This window comes from Methanocella sp., assembly GCF_035506375.1.
Lineage (GTDB): Archaea > Halobacteriota > Methanocellia > Methanocellales > Methanocellaceae > Methanocella.
In genome coordinates, this window is record NZ_DATJPM010000020.1 from 24,262 (window position 1) to 39,286 (window position 15,025).

Sequence of the window (15,025 nt, forward strand, 5' to 3'; positions counted from 1 at the left end):
TAACGCGAAGACCGCGAAGACTCTATTAAAGAAATTAATTATGACTTCTGTGTTGAATTACTCCCGTATTTTAAGCTTCATAAGGGCACGGAGGGCACTATTTTCACCACAAAGGCACGAAGAGCACGGAGGCTCACAAAGTTTTCTTTTTAGATTAAGTTACAAAGTACACAAAGCCGGTTCATTGACATCAAGGCACGAAGGATACAAGGGCATAGTGGAATGAGCAAGAGCACTTTTTGCCCCTGTGCCTTCTTATCCTTTGTATCTTAGAAGTTCAAAAAGCGGCTCTGTGCCCTTTGTCTCTTAATTATAAAAAAGTCTTTGTGGGCCTCCGTGCTCTTCGTGCCTTTGTGGTGAAAATAGTGCCTCCGTACACTCCGAGACATAAAAGGGCATATCCAGCACAGCAATTGTGACTAAGCTCATTCATTTAATATTAAATCATCTTTTAATGTAGCTTCGCGGCCTTCGCGCTCGAAACGTCTTCGCGGGCTTAAGCCGGAGAAGTACACGACATACAAGACTTATTCTTATTCAACACAGCAAAATAATTTATAGTGTCTTCGTGTAGCTTCAGGCCCGCTTTGAGTAACTTCGTGGCTGAAAAAGTCTTCGTTTAACTTATTTTTTTTAAGGGTCTTGGCTAAAGGCCTAGAACCTCTTTTTCGATCTCGCCGATGATGCGGGCCATGCGCTCGTGCCTTTCCTGCGCGATCTTCCGGCCCGCCCGAGTATACATCTTATCCTTCAGGTGTTTTAACTTAATGTGCCACTCCCGCTGCGTGGAGTCGACCTCCGGGCTGTTATTCTTAGGGTCGACACCCATGTACTCCTCCTCCGGGTAGTAGACGCTCCGCCCGTGCTCGCCCAGCCACAGGTAAGAGCGGGCGATGCCCACGGCGCCCAGCGAGTCCAGCTTGTCCGCGTCGAAGAGGCACTTCGCCTCCAGGGTACGGGGCTCGCCACCGCGGCGGTGGCGATGGGTGGCGATGGCGTGGAGAATAGCCTCCTTTTTGCCCTGCGGGACGCCGAGGCCGTCCATGATCGGCCCGGCCATGCTGACGCTCAGCTCCTCGTGGATGTCCAGGGCGTTGTCGTTCTTCGACTCCTCGGCCCGGCCGATGTCGTGGAGCAGGGCGGCCATGCGGACGATAAAAAGGTCGGCGCCCTCGGCTTCGGCAATCCTTTCGGCCAGCCGGTAGACGCGCTCGGCATGCGAGAAGTCGTGGCTCGGGGCGAAGCCCGCGTGGATGGACTTCGAGATATCCCGGGCCTTTGCCAGCATCGCGTCCTCGTCCATCATCGTCACCCGGGGATATTCAGCAGGCATATGGCCCGGCCGCCTTTCCGGGTATACACTCCGAAGCGGCACCGGCCGCCGTCGTAGCCCTCGGGCCCCGCCAGGCCCAGCCTTATGAGGAACGCGGCGTCTTCCTCTATAGGCAGCCTTTTTTCCAGGACTTCTACGCCGCCCATATCGACCTCAGTCTCTTCAAGGCTTCCGTATATATCCTCTACGGCTCCGCCTTTCAGCCGGTAGGCGGCCTCGCTATGCTCGTGGCCGCAGATGATCGCGAACCCCATATTAAATACGGGCTTCACAGCGTCGAAGGCGTCGGCGGGTAAATAGTGATATCCGCTCCCGTCCACGTACCGTATGCCAATGTCGGAGATGCGCTGCCATGGCTGCGTGTAGATCCAGGCCTCGACGCCTTCGGCCTCCCGGGGCGTTATGGCGCAGGGGTCGACGGGCCCGCCGTGGACGACGTAGAGCTTCTCCTTCGTGTCTATGTAGTACTTGCCCATGCCCTGGAAAAATCTCTGGTAGCGGCCGGTGGCGCGGTATGCCTCGTGGGCCCGCTCGCTATCCCGGTCGCTCCCCGACACGGGTATTCGGCCGATAAACGCCTCGTCGTGATTGCCCAGGATAGACTCGATATTGCTCATGCCCTCCAGGCGGTCGATGACCGGCCCGGGATCGTGGCCCCTCTCCAGGACATCGCCCATGTTCACCGTCAGCGACACCTGGCCGTAGCGCTCTCCGAAGTCTCGGCTTTCCGAGAGCCGGAGGATGGCGTCGAGGGCGCCGATGTCGGCGTGTATGTCCGAGAAGAGCATGATGGACCCCATGAATCCTCCATATGCTCAGGAAACAGATATAATATGTCCTAAACGAGCTGGCGCGCCTTCTCGTCCCACCGGAACTTCCGGCGCGGGTCCCGGCGGTACCTCTTGAGGGAATCGGTGTCCAGCATGGTGGCGCCGGCGCGCCATGCAGGCACGCAGTACATGTAGTCAGGCTTCTCCGGTGTGCCGCCCAGGCCGATGACGATGAAGAGCGGGCGGCCCGTGACCTCCCGGTACCTGCTATACTTTTTAAGCTGGTACTCCTTCGCCCAGGGCAGCCTTCCAAGGAAGTGCGAGGCCCGGTACTTGCACTCGACGCCGAAGACTTCGCCGGATGCCGCATGGCGGACCTCCAGGTCCGGATTAAAGTCCACCTCCTCCTTCGTGGCCCCGTCACGGATCCACCTGACGTCGAAGTCCCGGCCGAAGAGGCCTATGACGTGCTCCTCGAAGGCGAGGCCCGATGCATGCGTGGGGTCGGTCATCGGAGAATAATGGGGCCGCAAAAAAATAAGCCTATTCGTTCAGGCCGAGGGGCGTGTATAGATTTTCGGGCATATCCGGCTCAAGCTCCTGCTGAGTCAGGTACATGCCGGCCATGATCAGCCCGGCCCCCACGGCGGTCACGGCCGTCAGCGTTTCACCCAGAAGGAGGACGGCAAGCAGAATGCCTGCCAGGGGCGTCACGTAGATTGACATGGCCACGTCCGATGCCTTGAGGCGGCTGAGGCCGTGCGTGTAGACGAAGAAGCAGAAGACCGAGCACAGCACCGCTAAAAATAACAGCGACGACCAGGAGAGGGCGCTCAGCGTGGTGAGCGGCGTCATCGGGGTGCCCAGGACGTAAAACGGTAACAGCTCCAGGACGCCGAAGCAGAACGTGTAGAGCAGTATCGTCGTGAGGCCATACTTCGAGGAGATCTTCTTGGAGGCGATGGTGAAGAGCCCGAAGGCGACGGCGCTGCCCACGCCCATAAGGTCGCCCGGCAGGTGGGCGGACGACAGGTCCGGCCGCCCTCCGCTAATTATTAGAAACGTGCCGGCGAAGGCGATCCCGGCCCCGGCCATCTTTTTCCGGGTGAGGCGCTCGCCCAGCAGAAAGGCGCCCATGAGCATGATGAAGAACGTCGCCAGGTTGAACTCGAGCGAGAAGTTGGTGACCGTCGTGTAGCTCAGCGACTCCACCTGGAGTATGAACCCGATGGAGACGTTCGATAAAGAAAGCAGGATGAACATGGGGATATCACCCGTGTCGATCTTCAGGGAGTTCCACTTTTTCATCGCGACTGCCATGCCGAAGACTATGAGCAATGCTATGGTGAACCGTATGGTCACGATCTCGATGGCATTTAGCTGTAACAGCGCCTCCCTGGCGGCTATGGACGAGGCGCCCCAGAAGACGTTGACGAGGATGAGCCCGGCCATCACGAAAAAGGCGTTGTCCCGGATATCGGCGTTTTTTGGCATGTGACCTGGAACAGGCATGCTCCGAGGCTATAAATCTTTTATGGTTTTGGGTGCGGGCCCGCGAACAGAAGGACGACGGCAATTCGTCGCTCAATTATTTCTATTTCTTATTGCTCATCCGCTACTTTTTACGGCATAACGTTTTACTCCTGCATAGCTACCGTATCACAGGGGATCTTGGATGAAATCGAGAACTATTGTCATCTCGCTACTTTTAGGGCTCATTATCGCCCAAGTGGCATTGCTTTCCGCGGGCGCCCAGTACATCCCGGCGGCCGCAGACCAGATCATGGTGAACCAGCCTTATGGCGCGGCGAACAGCAATATATTGCCGCCGGCGTGCTTTGCACAGCCGCAATATCCGTATGCGGCTCAGCCCGGCGTCCCGGCCGCCGTGCCTTTCGGTGCCTGCGATGCTCCGCTGGCGGCTGCCTGCACAGCGCCGTTAGCCGCCCCGGTGGTCGCGTACGGGCCTTATACCAGCGGCTTCACGTACAGCGCTACCCAGTCTTCGGCATACGGGCCGTTCACGCCGCCCGTGACCCAGGCCACGGAGCAGTTTTACCAGTACCCGGGCCTGACGCCCTACGGCGCCTATCCGGGCGCAGGCTATGCGGCGGCGGGCGGCATCGGCTACGACCCGGCGACGGGCTACTACGGGCCTTACGGGTCGTTCACGCCTCTAATATGATATAAAAAAGTTATTTTTTTAGTCTTCTCCATTTTTTGGATATTGGTATGACCCTGGTTTTTCACCACAAAGGCCAGTAGTTCCGTGCTTGTTCTTCGATAGTTTAGCCTATTGGTCGAAATCCATATCCAAAAACATGAGAAGAGCCAGTATTTTTGCGGACTTTTCAATGCATCCGTGACTGTTTTTCATATAGCTTATGGGACCACTTCGTCTTCCACTTCGTGCCGTTCGTCTTACAGTATTTTACCCTATGCTCGGGGTCCTGCCTGACCCAGTTGAATAGGTACATGAACTGGTCGCGGCCCACCTCGATGGTGCGGATGCGCTCGGGCACGCCCAGGCTTATGAGAAAATCGCTGAACGCGTTCTCGATTAAGCTCTGGAGCGGGTCGACGATCTTCATGGACTTCCACTCGTAGCCCGCTTCGTCCATCCAGGGGCGGACGCGGTCGAAGATGTGGCCTGAGCAGATCTCGATGCGGTACACGTCGCCGGTGATGCCCATCTCGGCGAACAATTCCCGGACGATCTCGACGACCCGGTCCTGGTACTCGTTCTTATACCCGTCCTGGAAATATTGGATGCCCACGAGCTTGTACCTGAATACGCCAGTGCCGGTATCGAGGACGCCGATGGCAGCGCCGCCGACGGGCGAGCCGATGCCGCTGTCGTCGATCTGCGCCAGCCGGGGCTTCGGGCTTCGGGCGCTGGCTGGTTCGAGGTTCTGAGTATTTCCGTTAATGTCCGCGTCCACGAGAACCTACATTGGCAAAAGACAAGAAATACTTTTTCATATTGATAAAATAATTATTACACTAATATATTTGTCATATGTCGATGATGAACCGCAGGTACTTTTTTATGGTCTCCGGCAGTATGACTCCCATGCGGACCAGCAAGTAGATCACCGCTGCGGCGGCGATGATGACCACTACGACGGTCACGATTGCGAACGTCAGCACGTGCGAGTAGGCCATGATGGACTGCCAGTTCTCTCCTAAAACATAGCCGATGAAGGCGAGCACCATGCACCAGGGGAAAGCTCCTAGCATGCTGTATGTGATGAACTTCTTGAAATCCATACTCAGCAGTCCCGCGGGGACGTTCACGATGGAGCGCACCACCGGCAGCAGCCTGGTATAGATGCACGCGGCCTCGCCGTACTTGCAGAACCACCGCTCGGCCCAGAGCATCTTCTGCGCGTTCACTCCAAAAAACTTCCCGTACTTATCCACGAATGGCTTGCCGCCCCATGCCCCGACCAGATATCCGATGGCCGAGCCCAGGCCCGTGCCCAGCGTGCCGATCACGGCGACGCCGACGACGTGCCAGATACCGCTCGACGATGCCATGAACCCCCCATAGGGCATGATGACCTCGCTGGGGATGGGTAAACCGGCGCTCTCTAAGGTCATGAGAATGAAAATGCCCTGGTAGCCGAGGTTACCGATGATGTCCATAACGATGGATGTGATGTTACCGGCAAGAGAGAGCATTCGTAATCGTATCCTTGAAGGCACTCCTATAATAAAATCTTCGTGCTGCTCGCTTCAGCTAATTATACAATCGGAGCTAAAAATGGTCGGAGCATATGGCCGGATGATGGGTAAAAGAAGTACTGGGCATGAGCCGGCATCGTTTCCTCAAGGCTACCGGCACAATTTCCGCCGTGGCCGTCAAAGTACGGCGTCCTCAACGCCAGGCGGGGCTGGGTGACCAGGAAAAGCGTTCTTAACGCCCTGCCCTACGACGGCCTGCTGGAGTTTTTAAGGCAGTGAACGATAAGCTTTTTTGCACGCGGTGCGACTATACCAGCGATGATACGCGCGTTCATATCCGCCGGCCTCACGCCCCAGATCAGGGAGAAGATCGGCGAGGCGGAACGGGATTTTGACATGGAAGGCGTCCGGCTCGTCGAGCCCTCGCTCATCCACGTCACCCTCAAGTTTTTAGGCAACATCGAGGAAAGCAGGGTGGACGGCATCGAGGCTGCGCTTAAAAAGGTCACAGTAAAACCATTTCGGGCGAAAATGCGGTCGCTGGGCGGGTTCCCTAACCCCAGGAGCCCCCGGGTCATATGGGTTGGGGCGGAGGGCGACTTCGTGGAATTGAATAAGCAGGTGGAGGCCCTCATGGAGGAGGTCGGCTTCCCCCGGGAAGGACGCTTCCAGTCTCACGTGACGATCGGCAGAGTAAAGTTCTCCACGCCCGAGCAAAAGCAAAAGCTTCCGGCACTCTTCCAAAAATACAAATACTTTGACGCGGGGGATATGACGGTCGATACTATTCACCTGATGAAGAGCACGCTAAGCCCGAAAGGCCCCCGGTACGACGTGCTAAAGGAGATACCCCTTGCCCGATGAGCTGTTCGACGAGGTCCTGGCGCGCATCAGGCCCTCGGCCGCCGAGGAGGCCCAGATGCGGAGCGTCGCCCGCGAGGCCATCGATAAGGTCGACGCGGCGGCGTGCGCCGAAGGCCTCGACGTCTACGCGCTCCACGTCGGCTCGACGGCCCGGGACACCTGGCTTAAGGGTAAGAAGGACATCGATATTTTCCTTATGTTCCCGCCGGAGACGCCCCGCGAAAAGCTGGAGGAGGACGGCCTCAGGCTGGCAAAGGCCGTCTCGCCCAGGTACGAGGAGCGCTACGCGGAGCACCCTTATCTCACCGCTTTATACCGTGGCCTGGACGTGGACCTGGTGCCCTGCTTCCGCGTAAAGGACGCCGCCCACATCCAGTCGGCCGTGGACCGGAGCCCGTTCCACAACCAGTACGTCCAAAAGAACATCGACGCTAAGGCCGACCAGGTGAGACTATTAAAGCAGTTCACCCGTGGAGTGGGCGTGTACGGCTCCGAGCTGCGCACGCAGGGCTTTTCCGGGTACTTATGCGAGCTGCTCGTGCTCAAGTACGGCTCCTTTATGGGCGTCGTGGAGCACGGCTCCGGCTTCCGCCGGGGCAAGGTCATCGACATCGAGGGCCACATGGACAGGTCCGTCGAGCACGCCGACGCGCTGGTCGTCATCGACCCCGTCGACCCGAAGAGGAACGTGGCTGCGGCGCTCTCGGAGCAAAAGTTCTGCGAGTTCGTCGACGCCTGCCGCAGATTCCTGAAGGCGCCGTCCATCGGCTTCTTCTTCCCGCCTCCCCCGGAGCCCATGAAAAAGGGGGCCCTGGAGGGGCTGCTTGCCTCCCGGGGCACGCGGCTCGTGGCAATAACCTTTAAAACGCCGGACATCGTCGAGGACACGCTCTATCCCCAGCTCAGGAAGGCCGAGGAATCGGTCGTAAACTTGCTGGGCCGCCACGAGTTCAAGGTGTACCGGAGCGACGTCTGGTCCAGCGACAGGAGCGCCGTCGTGCTCGAGATGCTCGTCTGGGAGCTGCCGGCCATAGAGCGCCACTTCGGGCCGCCGCTCTATGAGCGGGAGCACTGCGAGAAGTTCATCGAAAAGTACCCGGGCGCCTATATAACCAGCAGCTGCCGCTACGCGGTGGACATGCCCCGCCGCTACGATACCGCCAATGAGCTGATCAGGGCCCGGCTCACGTCGTGCGGCCTCGGCAAGAACGTGGCGAAGTCCGTAGCCGAAGGCTTCGACATAATGCAAAACGAGAACGTGCTGGAGCTTGGGCCGGAGTTCGCCGTGTTCCTCACGAAGTTCCTGCGCGCTCCGGAGAATTAGAGTCTCCAGTACTTCTTCTGTATCGCCGCCGCCTCATGGATGCGCTCCGCCGCCGCTGCCGTCCTTTCTCCCGATATCCGCCCGTAGTCCTCTCCCATGAAGCCAAGCAGCGACGCCTCCACGCACGAGGGCAGGTGCTCGATATTGTATCCCCCTTCCAGGAGCAGCACGACGTTCGCGCTGCAGGCGCTTTTTAAGAGCGAGGCCAGCTCGCCGAAGCCCGCCGCGGTCATCCGCATGTCCCCGAGGGGATCCGCATGATGGGTATCGTAGCCTGCCGAGACGATCACTAGCTCCGGGCGGTATGACCCCACGATCGGCAGCAGTATCCTCTGGAAGGCGTCGACGTAGTCGCCGTCGCCCGACCCGGCGGGCAGGGGCACGTTCACGTTGTAGCCTTCTCCCTCGCCGGTGCCCGTATCGTCGGCCGCCCCGGTGCCAGGGAAGTGTGGATACTGATGCACGGAAAAGTAGAGCACGTCGGGCCGCCCATAGAAGACCAGCTCCGTGCCGTTGCCGTGGTGGACGTCCCAGTCGACGATAAGCACTTTTTTAGCCTTTTTCAGGGCGTGCATCGCCGCGATGGCGGCATTATTAAAAAGGCAGAAGCCCATGGCCTGCGCCGGGAGGGCGTGGTGGCCCGGGGGCCGGACCATTCCGGCGGACAAACTCCGCCCCGAAAGCGCCAGGTCCACCGCCTCAATGGCCGCGCCGGCCGCCCTCATGGCAGCGGCCGCGGACCCTTCGCTCATATATGTGTCCATGTCCAGCCTGCCCCTGCCGTGGCCCAGGATGCTCTTCACATACCAGGGCTGGTGTACCGCTTCCAGGTCACTAATGCCCGCCGGAGGGGGCTCACTGAACTCCAGTCGCCCGGACATGGGGCGCAGCCTCTCCATGATGGCCAGGAGACGCTCCCGGCTCTCCACGTGCCCTGGGAGGTCATGCCCCAGGAAGTCGTCCGAATACAAAATGCACGGGATCCGCATAGCGCATACCTGATTATTATATTGTGCTTACATTAATATTATCATAACCCGCGGCGCAGTCTCATCGCACAATTGTTAAAGGCATTTATATGGACGGCTTATTAAGCAAAACATTTATATTTAAAGAAGGGCTATTGTGTGCCAAAAAATGTATTATTAAATATGGTTATATTTTACTAAGCTATATTAAAGATTTATTTACAATTGCGCTTAATAAATAACCATTTATAAGGATAAAGTATATAAATCAACAGGGTTATTATCAACCTATATTAATAAATTATCATGAATTAGAAATAATTTATTAAACGAGGTGGATAGGATGAAAAAACTTACCGTACCTGTACTTGATGAGAAGGACAAGGAGTTCGTTGAAACTTTAGTGAACGTGGGCTTAAAGCGAAACGTCGCTAAGACCTTAGTATATCTGGCCAACGTGGATGAGACCATCAGCCGGGACATCGAGCTCGGCGCCGACCTGAGGCAGCCGGAAGTCAGCATCGTGATGCGCGAGCTGAGGGACCAGGGCTGGGTCGATGAGCGCGAGATCAAGAAAGAAGGCAAGGGCAGGCCGCTGAAGTGCTACAAGCTGGCGACCGGCATCACCGACATCATCTCCATGCTCGAAGAGCGGAAGAAGGAAGAGGCGGCGGTCCACCTGGAGAACATCCAGAAGCTCAGGTCGCTTTCCGACAAGCTGAAGTAAACCAGCAAAATTATACTTATTTTTCTCATAGCCCATTTTCTATTTTTAAGCCCGTCAAGGCACCATAAGCTGCCCGAAGACTTTTTCAGCCTCAAAGTGGCTCGAAGCTGGCTCTAAGTTCTCTAAGACTTATTAAAAATCGTTGTTGCCGCCTGGTTTAAACTCCGTGCCGCCTGGTGTTATAATAAATATTGGTGCCGCCAGGTGTAAACCTGGTGTGGTTGAAACAAGAGTGCTTACAAGCGGCACCAGGTTTACACCAGGCGGCACCAATATTTATTATTAGTCACCAATTACACCAGGTTTACACCAGGCGACACCAACGATTTTTAAAATTATTGATCTCTTCGTGTAGCTTCAGGCCCGCTTAGCGTAGCTTCGTGGCTGAAAAAGTCTTTGAGCAACTTATTTTTTCTTAGAGGGCCTTGATAAAAGATTATTTTACCATTCGCCGGCGTAGCGCCGGGTCGCTGTACGCTATTTCCGCGAGCACCTGCTCGAAGCTCTCCTCCGGGGCGAGCGTCCTGTTCAAATAAACACCGGTCCGCCCGACTTCGGCTCTCCTCTCGAGCACCCGCATGCGTTCCTCCACGATGGCCTGGCCCACGCCTATCCTCTTCGCGGCCCATCCCGGGGACAGGTCCGACAGCGGCGTCTCGACGTGGCCTTCGGGCGTGGGCTCGATGAGCATGAGGCGCTTATCGACGCCGCAGACGCGCCGGCCCTCCGAAATGCCCTTCAGGCCTATCTCGCCGCCGAAACGGTAGAATTCCAGCTCCGTCTCCCGGGGCGCGATTAGCGGAAAGATCACGTTCGTCCCGTCCTGCAGCACCAGGTGGGCCTTCACCAGCGCCCGGGGCGTGGCCTGGACGATGCTCTTTTCCCTTATCATTTCCTCGAGTGCCAGGCCCACTCTTATGGAACTGACCGTCGAGGGGATGAAAATGTCAACGTCGCTCCCCGGCTTCACGTCGCCCCGGGCGACGCTGCCGAACACGTAGCCGTCGGCGTCGTTCTTCTTTAAAAGCGTTAAGACGGCCGAGGCCCTCTCCCGCAGGCGGCGCAGCCGCTCCCACGTCTCCTGCGTGTAGGCCACCTCCCGCCGGGGCCCCATCTCCGCGGTCTTTCGCCTCATTTGCCAGTTTCCTTCTTTACCCAGTCCAGGTACGGCCCATATCCCTCGTCCAGCGTCCAAGAGGTGATGCACGGCAGCTCGTAGCTGTGGAGCTCTCTAGCCCTTTTTATTACAGCCGGCACATTCTCCGTGGTGGTCTTACAGATCATCGAGACCTCGGTGTCGTGCTCGACCCGCCCCTTCCACCGGTATACCGAGGATATGACGTCGAAGTTCGCGCAGGCCACCAGTCGCTCTCCGACCAGAACATCCGCTATGTGGCCCGCCTCTTCCATATCCCTACAAATTATATATACTACGGAGAACATCTAGTACCAAACTTTAACTCGGACTATGTTAATATAAGATTTATGGGGAGAAATAAAAGTTGGTAGACTTTATCTGGATCGCTGCGTTCATAGTATTCGCCCTGTGGTGGTTCATCATCTCGGACCTGGACCGGGCGGGCATCCTCAAGAAATATAACATGACGGCCATGGGGCCCATACTTATGATCCGCACCTTCAGGGGCCAGAAGTTCCTTGACTGGCTTGCGAAGCCCCGCTGGTTCTGGGAAGCGGTGACGGCGCTGGGCATGCCGCTTGTTATTCTATCCATGGTCGTGATGCTGGTCATGCTGCTCGGCACAGACCTCTGGATGCTCCTGAGGGTCCAGGACATACCCGCACCCGGGCCGGCCAACTCCCCGCAGAACGTCCTCGCCATCCCCGGCCTGAACCAGTTCATCCCCTTCTGGTGGGGCTGGATCGCCCTCATCATAGCCATGGCCGTGCACGAGCTGGGGCACGCCATCCTGGCCAGGGTGGAGGACATCAAGGTCAACTCTCTGGGCATCATGCTCATGCCCTTACCCATCGGCGCGTTCGCCGAGATCGACGAGGAGGAGATGTTCGGGACCAAGAGCGAGGGATCGACCGCCGATATCCTGGGGCCCATGGACACGAAGGCCCCCGGCGAAGGGAAGCGCCGTGCTACCTCGAAACAGTTCGTGAACATCCTGAGCGCCGGGGTCATTGCCAACTTCTTCGTCGCCATCATCGCGTTCGCGCTGCTCTTCGGGCCCGTGCTGGGCGCGATCGCCGCCACGGACAACTACGTGCTGGTCTATAACGTGGCCGTGGGCAGCCCGGCGGACCAGGCCGGCATGAAGCCCAACATGATCATATCCACCATCGACGGCCAGAACGTCACGAGCCAGGCGCAGCTCGACTCCTACCTGAAGGCGCACCCCGGCCACGTCGCCGTCATCAACGGCACGCTGAACGGCAGGCCGGTGAGCTACAGCGTGAACGTGAGCGACGCCCGGGGCGTCTACATCCTCGGCATCATCAACGACACCGCGTACCCCGCGAAGGAGGCGGGCATCCAGCCCAACATGCGCCTGGTCTCCATCAACGGCACGCCCATAGACAATACCGCCGCCTTCAACGACTACATGAACGACACGAAGGCCGGGCAGACCGTGACCCTCGGCATGATCGATGCCAACGGCACCGCCAGGAATATGACGCTCGTCCTCGCCTCGGGCACCGGCCCTAAGGGCTACATCGGGTTCTACAGCAACGACATGTCCGATAACGCCATCGGCATCAGCATGGGCGCCTACGCCCAGGGATACCTCGACGGCCTCAAGAACATGCCCTTTTCAGTGCAAGGCTGGCTCCGGATCATGATCCTCCCAGTGCTGCAGTTCACGGGCGACGATCCAGGATTCAGCGTTTTCACCGGCGACTTCGCGAGCCTGTTCCACCCCATAGGCTGGGCGGCGCACTTCGGCGGCCTGGTCTACGACCTGTCAGAATGCCTGTTCTGGATCGGCTGGCTGAACTTCAACGTGGGGCTGTTTAACTGCCTGCCCATGATACCGCTCGACGGCGGCCACATATTCCGTGAGGCCACGCGCAATTTCATGGCCAGGTTCGTCAAGGACCCGGCGAAGGCCGAATACATCTCGAAGACCATCGTGAACGGGTTTGCCGTTACGCTGCTCGCGTCCATTATATTCATGTTCGTGGCGCCATATTTTGCTCAATGGTTCCTGCGATAAAACCGATGGCCAGCTTCGCTCTCTCGTAGACCCCCGAAACTACATTGCCCGATGGCAAACGAATAAAACCCGAACCATAAACTAACCCCAGTCCGCCAGCTCTAATGTCGCCCCATCATAAGATGTGTATATTTTCACCGGTATGGGCACGCCCGCGGCCCCCCAGTATATGGCGCCAGAGCCTTTGAAGCTCGTCGCATATTTTTCACAGTTGTACGTACCCCTGGGCACAGTGATGCTTTCCGTACTAACGGGGCCGCTGAACTTCAGGCCGTCCGCATAAAGAACCGGGTCGTTGGCCATCATCTCGCCGGCTGGCATCATGTTCGAGGACGTGCTGCTCTGCGAGCTGGAATAGCGCATGCTGTAGCTCCGGCCGCCATCCTGCGTGCTGAGCGAGGAGGCGCCGCCGGACGTCTGCGTGCGCTTTATGCTCACCATCTTTCCGCCGCCCGGCTGGCTCGAGCTGTATTCGAGCCTCACGTCGGAGACGGGGCCCCCGTTCGCGGTCCGCCTGTACTCCGCCCAGCTTACAGCGTCGAGGTCGAACGGGCTATAAGTGGCAGCCTGCTCTGCCGGTACCTGAGTTACCGAAGGCCCGGCCGCCGGCAAAGGGATCAGAGGCGCCACGCTATTTCCGGCCTGATTTCCCGCAGGAGCCCCAGGCAAAAAGATACATCCGGCCAGTGCTGTCGCGAGCGCTATCGCCAGATAAACAAGATATTTTCGAGACATTTAATTACCCCCCACTATAACTACCGTTTACAGGGCTAAATATAACCATATTTATATTAATATTTGATTGATAAAAGGCACGTCTACAGCATACTGCGCTATCCGGAGATTCGCTGCCCAATAACGTTTTTAATGTTGGGGCCGGCAATATGGAATGATGCTTGCCCACTTCCGCTGGAACCCCAGGAACCGCTATAGCATCGCTGCGCTTGGGGCCGTCCTGGACTTTGACCTGGCCAAAAGGCCCGAAGATGGTATCATGCTCTATAGCTTCGCCTCTCCCCAGGCGCGCTCCATCTTCCGGGAGGTAAAGGCGGCCAGGACGGACTCCGTATTCATCGCCGGCGGCCCGCATCCCTCGGGATGCCCGGAGGAAACACTCGAGTACTTTGACTACGTGGTCGTGGGCGAGGGCGAGGAGGCGCTCCCCGAGCTTGTCCGCGTACTCGAAAACGGCGACGACGCTTCACGCGTGAGGGGCATCGCCTATAAGAAAGACGGGAAGGTCGTTTTCACGCCTAAAAGGGAGAATGTCGACCTGGACAAATATCCTCCTTTTAAGCCCCCGCTGTTCGGGCCCATCGAGATCACCCGCGGCTGCCCCTGGAACTGCGCCTACTGCCAGACGCCCCGGCTCTTCGGGCATAAAATGAGGCACCGGAGCGTGGAAGCCATCTGTAAATACGATAAGTTTTACGAGGACAAGCGCCTGGTGTCCCCGAACGCCTTCGCATACGGGTCGGACGGGATAACGCCCAACGAGGCCGCAGTGGAACGGCTGTTAAAGTCGCTTTCCGGGAACATATACTTCGGCACATTTCCTTCGGAAGTACGCCCCGAGTTCGTGGCCCCGAAGATGCTGGAATTGCTGAACATGTACTGTGCGAATAAGGAGCTGCACTTAGGCGGCCAGTCGGGCAGCGATCGGATGCTGAAGGCCATCCACCGCGGGCATTCGGCGGCGCAGGTGCTGGACGCTGTGGAGCTGACCCACGATGCCGGCCTGACGCCCGTCGTCGACTTCATCTTCGGATTGCCCGGAGAGCGCGAGGAAGACCAGCAGCTTACTGTCGATAGTATCAATGCCATCATCGAGGAAGGCGGCAAGGTCCGCGCCCACTACTTCCTGCCCCTGCCCGGGACCGAGCTGGCTAAGACGAAGCCCGAGAAGATAAGCCCTGAAATTGATAAATTGCTTGGAAAGCTCGCGCTCGGAGGCAGGCTCACCGGCTCATGGTCGGATATTAAAGTGCTCAAAAAAAATAAATAATTTTATTTTTTGGTGCGGCCTGGTGTAAGCTCCGTGCCGCCAGGTGTTATAATAAAAATTGGTGCCGCCTGGCGTAAACCTGGTTTGTTTGAAAAAAGAGTGCTTACAAGCGGCACCAGTTTTACACCAGGCGGCACCAAAATATAATATAATCACCTGGCGGCA

General features: G+C 57.6%; 16 protein-coding genes. 6 read left to right on the forward strand and 10 right to left on the reverse strand.

The genetic code is table 11. The features are described from left to right. Positions 1-646 precede the first annotated feature (646 nt). From VMC84_RS02215 to VMC84_RS02230, 4 genes are read right to left on the reverse strand one after another with little or no spacing between them, the layout of a single operon-like run. On the reverse strand, positions 647-1,333 hold the full coding sequence (locus VMC84_RS02215) for an HD domain-containing protein (protein WP_325377705.1): 687 nt from the start codon (positions 1,331-1,333) through the stop codon (positions 647-649). Beyond that, complete coding sequence (locus VMC84_RS02220) at positions 1,309-2,133, reverse strand: metallophosphoesterase family protein (RefSeq protein WP_325377706.1); 825 nt, start codon at positions 2,131-2,133, stop codon at positions 1,309-1,311. Before VMC84_RS02220 ends, VMC84_RS02215 begins: the two co-directional genes overlap by 25 nt. A 38-nt stretch (positions 2,134-2,171) precedes the next feature. Continuing rightward, positions 2,172-2,615, reverse strand: a complete 444-nt coding sequence (locus VMC84_RS02225; protein WP_325377707.1) for a hypothetical protein — start codon at positions 2,613-2,615, stop codon at positions 2,172-2,174. A 31-nt stretch (positions 2,616-2,646) separates the two neighbouring features. Continuing rightward, positions 2,647-3,597, reverse strand: coding sequence for a DMT family transporter (locus VMC84_RS02230; RefSeq protein WP_325377709.1), 951 nt, complete (start codon positions 3,595-3,597; stop codon positions 2,647-2,649). A gap of 181 nt (positions 3,598-3,778) precedes the next feature. Between VMC84_RS02230 and VMC84_RS02235 the strand changes: the two genes are divergently transcribed. After that, on the forward strand, positions 3,779-4,288 hold the full coding sequence (locus VMC84_RS02235; RefSeq protein WP_325377710.1) for a hypothetical protein: 510 nt from the start codon (positions 3,779-3,781) through the stop codon (positions 4,286-4,288). A 166-nt stretch (positions 4,289-4,454) separates the two neighbouring features. Here the strand turns inward: VMC84_RS02235 and VMC84_RS02240 are convergent, their stop codons facing one another. Then, a complete protein-coding gene (locus VMC84_RS02240) occupies positions 4,455-5,045 on the reverse strand; it encodes a hypothetical protein (protein ID WP_325377712.1) in 591 nt (196 codons plus the stop codon). 73 nt (positions 5,046-5,118) lie between these two features. After that, positions 5,119-5,787: a DedA family protein gene (locus tag VMC84_RS02245; protein ID WP_325377714.1), complete on the reverse strand. Its 669-nt coding sequence runs from the start codon at positions 5,785-5,787 to the stop codon at positions 5,119-5,121. 321 nt (positions 5,788-6,108) lie between these two features. Between VMC84_RS02245 and thpR the strand changes: the two genes are divergently transcribed. After that, positions 6,109-6,654, forward strand: a complete 546-nt coding sequence (gene thpR / locus VMC84_RS02250) for an RNA 2',3'-cyclic phosphodiesterase (protein ID WP_325377715.1) — start codon at positions 6,109-6,111, stop codon at positions 6,652-6,654. Continuing rightward, positions 6,644-7,978 carry a CCA tRNA nucleotidyltransferase gene (cca, locus tag VMC84_RS02255; protein WP_325377717.1) on the forward strand — a complete coding sequence of 445 codons (1,335 nt, stop codon included), beginning with the start codon at positions 6,644-6,646 and terminating at the stop codon, positions 7,976-7,978. The genes thpR and cca overlap by 11 nt, the downstream gene beginning before the upstream one ends. Here cca and VMC84_RS02260 read toward each other — a convergent pair. After that, a complete protein-coding gene (locus VMC84_RS02260) occupies positions 7,975-8,967 on the reverse strand; it encodes a histone deacetylase (protein WP_325377719.1) in 993 nt (330 codons plus the stop codon). The two genes, cca and VMC84_RS02260, sit on opposite strands and share 4 nt — an antisense overlap. 322 nt (positions 8,968-9,289) lie before the next feature. Between VMC84_RS02260 and VMC84_RS02265 the strand changes: the two genes are divergently transcribed. After that, a complete protein-coding gene (locus tag VMC84_RS02265) occupies positions 9,290-9,673 on the forward strand; it encodes an ArsR family transcriptional regulator (protein WP_325377722.1) in 384 nt (127 codons plus the stop codon). 436 nt (positions 9,674-10,109) lie between these two features. On the opposite strand, the gene VMC84_RS02270 is transcribed toward VMC84_RS02265, so the two are convergent. Next, entirely contained in the window at positions 10,110-10,808 is a 699-nt protein-coding gene (locus tag VMC84_RS02270) for a nucleotidyltransferase domain-containing protein (RefSeq protein WP_325377724.1), read from the reverse strand. Beyond that, positions 10,805-11,116, reverse strand: a complete 312-nt coding sequence (gene cutA, locus VMC84_RS02275; RefSeq protein WP_325377727.1) for a divalent-cation tolerance protein CutA — start codon at positions 11,114-11,116, stop codon at positions 10,805-10,807. The genes VMC84_RS02270 and cutA overlap by 4 nt, the downstream gene beginning before the upstream one ends. 59 nt (positions 11,117-11,175) lie before the next feature. Between cutA and VMC84_RS02280 the strand changes: the two genes are divergently transcribed. Next, complete coding sequence (locus VMC84_RS02280; protein WP_325377729.1) at positions 11,176-12,855, forward strand: site-2 protease family protein; 1,680 nt, start codon at positions 11,176-11,178, stop codon at positions 12,853-12,855. An 81-nt stretch (positions 12,856-12,936) separates the two neighbouring features. Here VMC84_RS02280 and VMC84_RS02285 read toward each other — a convergent pair whose 3' ends face one another. Beyond that, a complete protein-coding gene (locus VMC84_RS02285) occupies positions 12,937-13,590 on the reverse strand; it encodes a hypothetical protein (protein WP_325377731.1) in 654 nt (217 codons plus the stop codon). 157 nt (positions 13,591-13,747) lie between these two features. Between VMC84_RS02285 and VMC84_RS02290 the strand changes: the two genes are divergently transcribed. Beyond that, a complete protein-coding gene (locus VMC84_RS02290; RefSeq protein WP_349256731.1) occupies positions 13,748-14,860 on the forward strand; it encodes a TIGR04013 family B12-binding domain/radical SAM domain-containing protein in 1,113 nt (370 codons plus the stop codon). Positions 14,861-15,025 lie beyond the last annotated feature (165 nt).

Excerpts from the sequence above, each read along its gene's own strand:
- VMC84_RS02235 (WP_325377710.1), top strand. The coding sequence starts at position 3,779 with ATGAAATCGAGAACTATTGTCATCTCGCTACTTTTAGGGCTCATTATC.
- VMC84_RS02260 (WP_325377719.1), bottom strand. The coding sequence starts at position 8,967 with ATGCGGATCCCGTGCATTTTGTATTCGGACGACTTCCTGGGGCATGAC.
- thpR (WP_325377715.1), top strand. The coding sequence starts at position 6,109 with ATGATACGCGCGTTCATATCCGCCGGCCTCACGCCCCAGATCAGGGAG.
- VMC84_RS02245 (WP_325377714.1), bottom strand. The coding sequence starts at position 5,787 with ATGCTCTCTCTTGCCGGTAACATCACATCCATCGTTATGGACATCATC.
- VMC84_RS02225 (WP_325377707.1), bottom strand. The coding sequence starts at position 2,615 with ATGACCGACCCCACGCATGCATCGGGCCTCGCCTTCGAGGAGCACGTC.
- cutA (WP_325377727.1), bottom strand. The coding sequence starts at position 11,116 with ATGTTCTCCGTAGTATATATAATTTGTAGGGATATGGAAGAGGCGGGC.
- VMC84_RS02265 (WP_325377722.1), top strand. The coding sequence starts at position 9,290 with ATGAAAAAACTTACCGTACCTGTACTTGATGAGAAGGACAAGGAGTTC.
- VMC84_RS02270 (WP_325377724.1), bottom strand. The coding sequence starts at position 10,808 with ATGAGGCGAAAGACCGCGGAGATGGGGCCCCGGCGGGAGGTGGCCTAC.
- VMC84_RS02215 (WP_325377705.1), bottom strand. The coding sequence starts at position 1,333 with ATGCCTGCTGAATATCCCCGGGTGACGATGATGGACGAGGACGCGATG.
- VMC84_RS02220 (WP_325377706.1), bottom strand. The coding sequence starts at position 2,133 with ATGGGGTCCATCATGCTCTTCTCGGACATACACGCCGACATCGGCGCC.
- VMC84_RS02285 (WP_325377731.1), bottom strand. The coding sequence starts at position 13,590 with ATGTCTCGAAAATATCTTGTTTATCTGGCGATAGCGCTCGCGACAGCA.
- VMC84_RS02230 (WP_325377709.1), bottom strand. The coding sequence starts at position 3,597 with ATGCCAAAAAACGCCGATATCCGGGACAACGCCTTTTTCGTGATGGCC.
- VMC84_RS02290 (WP_349256731.1), top strand. The coding sequence starts at position 13,748 with ATGCTTGCCCACTTCCGCTGGAACCCCAGGAACCGCTATAGCATCGCT.